Source organism: Mesorhizobium sp. WSM4837 (genome assembly GCF_055811435.1).
The window spans coordinates 1-3,867 of record NZ_JBVVQE010000154.1 but is presented as its reverse complement, the minus strand read 5'-3'; the positions used below and the strand labels follow the sequence as shown (position 1 = coordinate 3,867).

The window sequence follows — 3,867 nt, the reverse complement described above, 5'->3', positions numbered from 1 at the left end:
TGATTTGCAACAACGCACCTGAGACCGGGACGTCGGAGATGTGAGGAAGGCATGAACTGCATGGGCAAATGATCGATAGTCAGCCAGAGTGGACAGGGCCGAACGACTGAACCGGCCGTAGTATTCGATCCATCCGCGGGGGAGCGGATTGATCTGCTTGGCGATTTCAGTCAGCGTCCCCGGCGTCTGCCGCGGTATGTTCAAGCTTTTGATCGTCGCCCGTGTCGACTTCACGCCGGGGGGCTGACAGCAGGCGTGTAGCCACATAAGAACCGTCTCGCTGTGTATTCGCCACCCTTCGCGGCCGGAACTGATACCCGAGGAAGTCAAACGCACATTCGGTCAGGATGTGGGCTCCTTGCATACATTCTCGACCATCAGGGCGATCTCGAAGAGTTGGGCATCGGAGCGGGGCGCGCCAACAATCTGCACAGAGACGGGCAGGCCGCCGCTCGGTGAGGCGACCGGCAGCACTATCGCCGGCGCGCCTACCAAGTTAAAGAAGGAAGTGAACATCGTCAGCGCATTGCCAAGTGGAATAGTCTGCCCGGCAATGTCCACGTGGACGGTACCGATCTGCGGCGCTGTGATCGGACAGGCCGGCGTTAGCAGTACGTCGAACGCCTGCATGGCGTGCGCAAATGCTCGCCTGTAAATCCCTATCACGCGCTTACACTGGATGTAGCTTTCTGCTGACAGGAACTGCCCCAGCACCATGCCGCCGCGCATGTCGGTCCCGAATCGATCGCCAATGCTGGTGAGATTGGGGCTGTGATACGCAAGAGTCTCGGCGAGCTGAATTGTCAGCGAGACTGTACGGGCCTCGGACTGGTCGGGGAGGTCGATCACGCCGAAAGTGGCCCCCAACCGAACCATGTGCCCCTTGGTCGCGAGGAACGCGTCGCGCACCGATGCCTCGCATTTGTCCTCCCAGCCCTCGACCAGCGCAACTCTCGGCGCCGCGCCCGGTGGCGGCGCCGGCCGGAGCTTAGCGATTTGCCTGACGACAAGCTCAAGGTCCTCGACAGATGTCGCGAGTACGCCCAAATGGTCCAGCGACCAACAATAGGGAATGACGCCGTGGAGACTGATCAGGCCGTAGCTCGGCTTGTACCCGGCGATGCCGCAGAGCGCGGCCGGAACGCGAACCGAGCCGCCCGTATCCGTGCCAAGCGCGAACGGCACTATGCCCGCCGCGACGGCTGCCGCGGAGCCGCTGCTCGAGCCTCCTGCTAGCCTTGTCTCATCATGCGGGTTGACGACCGTTCCGGCCCAGGCGTTCTCGCCGGTTGCGCCAAAGGCGAATTCGTGCAGATTGGTCTTGCCGATCAGGGCCGCCCCCGCCGCGTCGAGCATGCAAATGGCCGCCGCCGACCTGTCCGGCACATTCTGCTCTAGCACCCTGCTGCCGCCGGTGGTCCGAATGCCGCGCGTTTCGAACATGTCCTTCGCGGCATAAGGAATTCCGTCAAGCGGACCCAGGACGCGGCCTACCCTACGGCGTGCATCGGCTTTCCCCGCCTGGGCCAGCGCATGATCTGCGGCCACCGTGATGAAGCTGCGCAGCGAGTGATTGGTCCGTTCGGCCGCAGCAATACATTCCCGGACAATGTCGACCGCGGACCGGTTGCCGCTCTGGAGTGCGGCCGCGATTGTCTTAATTGGCCGCCACTCAGTCGTGGCCAAAGTCTGATGCCTGAGCTACGGCGTCCGGTGCGACTTGGCCCAGGTCTCTGGCGACGATTCTGCGCAAATCCGAGAGCAAGCTCTCGAAACTAGAGACAACCCCCAAGGGGGATTTCACCAACTGCTCAAGATCGTCGTCGGCCCATAGACTGTCAAAAAATTCGACGTTAACGGACTTTAGGGTTTCCAGACGCGGCTTTGCCATTGTTTCCTCTTTCACACAACGGCAAGGCCGCGCGGATTGTCCCTGGGTAGTCGCCCCGGCCTTAGTGACGAAGATGAGCCGTTCGACGTTCTAGCTGATCGTGCCGCCGGATGCTTATACCATCGCCATGACAACCTGCGCTGCCACGTATGGGTCCCGCCCAATAGATATGTCGTATTTTCAGCCAACTCATCGACGTCGCGGCACGATCCGAAACCGCTACTGCCGTTCCCTGCAACTGGCTGAAGGATCACCGGCAGGCCGATGTCCGCGGCAGAGTCTTCTGCGTCCGCCGCATTCGCTGCCAAACGATAAGCAGGTATTGGAATGCCGGCTTCCGCGAGGAGCTGACGTTCAGTGACTTCGTCGCAGCATTGTTCAATCGATGCAGGGTTTGGTCCTGGTAGACCGAAGTACCCGCAGAGCTTGCCAACTGTCGCACAGACGGGCTCGTTGAAGCCCGCAAAGCCAGCAATGTCATACGCCGCTCGCAGTCGAGAACCTTCCTTCATCAGCCGCTTCGCAATTGCCTGTATTGACATGGACTGCCCGAATGCTTTCCGCCGCAAGATAGCCCTACTGAGCTGAGTCAGCCGACAAGGCGACTGGATGAAGACAAGATGCTGGGCCGCTCGGACATAGAGCAAACAATTACCCTTCGAGCCTTCACGAGTGCTCTTCTTGCCTTTGGCTATCAACCCCGACTTTGCGTGCGGGCGGTCCGCGCGTAAATCGCCATCGGCTGTTTCAGCCGTGCCTGACCTCAAATTTTGCAGTGAACGTATCACTGTCACCGATCTGCGGTTGTGAAAATTCTGCAAGTTCTTTTGAAGGATCTATTACGACGTTTAGGTTGGTGGGCGGTATGGCACCGAGCCCCTGGATCAGCTTTCGGAGGTTTCGCTTCCAAGTAACGTCATTTCCATTCAATGATCCTGCTTTTGGCGCGCTGGTACCTGGCCATCGAGCCGCGCGCAATCTCTGCCGCGGCAGAGGCAGGCGGCCGGTCGCCGCGACCAGGTTCGGGACACCCTCAGCCGCGATTGGACGCCGCCCGTCCCGCCGGCGACCGAGCCTTCCAGTCAATATGACCGATCCCGAGAACCGGCTGGAATCGCGCCCTCGCGCGTGTCGGCGGCGCTGCCGCGAGTTGCTAGCGCAGCCGGTGGTCCCGTCCGCGGCGTGCGAAAGGTGCGAACCATCGGGCGGTTCCGCGATCGTTATGAGACCGTCTGCGTATTCCGATGAAGCCGGCCACCGATTCCGATTTGAAGCCGGCCAGTCATTCCGATTTCATTCCGGCCACCCTTCCGATTTGAAGGCGGCCAGTTTTCGGACTGATCCTGGGTCTCGTTGATGTTTGGGTTGGGTTTTGTTTCAGGTCAAGCTTCGGTGTTTTCGGGGACGATTGGCGGGCGCTGTTTTCGCATGCTTTCACCGGTGAGATCGATGCGATAGGCGTTGTGAACGAGGCGATCCAGGATGGCGTCGGCCAAAGTTGGGTTTGCAATAATTTCCCACCAGCGATCCACGGGCACCTGACTTGTGACGATGGTTGAGCGTCGTTCGTAGCGATCCTCAATGATCTCCAGGAGATCGCGGCGTTGGTCGTCATTGAGTTTTTCCGGTCCCCAGTCATCAAGGATCAGCAGGTCGGTCCTGGCAAGAGATTTGAGGATCCTGCCGTATCGCCCGTCGCCTCTTGCGAGCGCGAGGGCGGCGAACAGCCGGGGAAGCCGGTGGTAGGCGACTGAGAAGTCTTCGCGGCAGGCCTGGTGGCCAAGAGCGCAGGCAAGCCAGCTTTTGCCGACGCCGGCTGGCCCGGTGACAAGAAGACCGTGATGCTTTCTGATCCAGCCGCAGCCGGCAAGCGCCATGAACAAATTGCGGTCGAGGCCGCGTGCGGCGCGGAAGTCGGCATTCTCGATCTGCGCGTCATGGCGAAGCTTGGCAGCCCTGGCGCGAGCCTCGAAACG

At 60.6% G+C, this 3,867-nt stretch carries 4 protein-coding genes and 1 pseudogene; all 5 read right to left on the bottom strand.

The window, feature by feature from the left end; all coding sequences use genetic code 11:
* Window positions 1-267 (bottom strand): group II intron maturase-specific domain-containing protein (locus tag AC0L3D_RS36140; RefSeq protein ID WP_473647470.1); only part of this gene is annotated, 267 nt, incomplete at its 3' end.
* 75 nt (window positions 268-342) lie between these two features.
* Window positions 343-1,686 carry an amidase gene (locus AC0L3D_RS36135; RefSeq protein WP_473647469.1) on the bottom strand — a complete coding sequence of 448 codons (1,344 nt, stop codon included), beginning with the start codon at window positions 1,684-1,686 and terminating at the stop codon, window positions 343-345.
* A complete protein-coding gene (locus tag AC0L3D_RS36130) occupies window positions 1,673-1,891 on the bottom strand; it encodes a hypothetical protein (RefSeq protein ID WP_473647468.1) in 219 nt (72 codons plus the stop codon). Before AC0L3D_RS36130 ends, AC0L3D_RS36135 begins: the two co-directional genes overlap by 14 nt.
* Before the next feature lie 140 nt (window positions 1,892-2,031).
* Window positions 2,032-2,586: pseudogene (locus AC0L3D_RS36125) on the bottom strand (ATP-grasp domain-containing protein); the annotation flags it as partial.
* A 687-nt stretch (window positions 2,587-3,273) separates the two neighbouring features.
* The coding region (gene istB / locus AC0L3D_RS36120; RefSeq protein WP_473647467.1) for an IS21-like element helper ATPase IstB at window positions 3,274-3,867 on the bottom strand (594 nt) is incomplete at its 5' end.

What these genes read in the sequence shown, in the direction of transcription:
- AC0L3D_RS36130 (WP_473647468.1), bottom strand. Translation starts at nt 1,891, where the DNA reads ATGGCAAAGCCGCGTCTGGAAACCCTAAAGTCCGTTAACGTCGAATTT.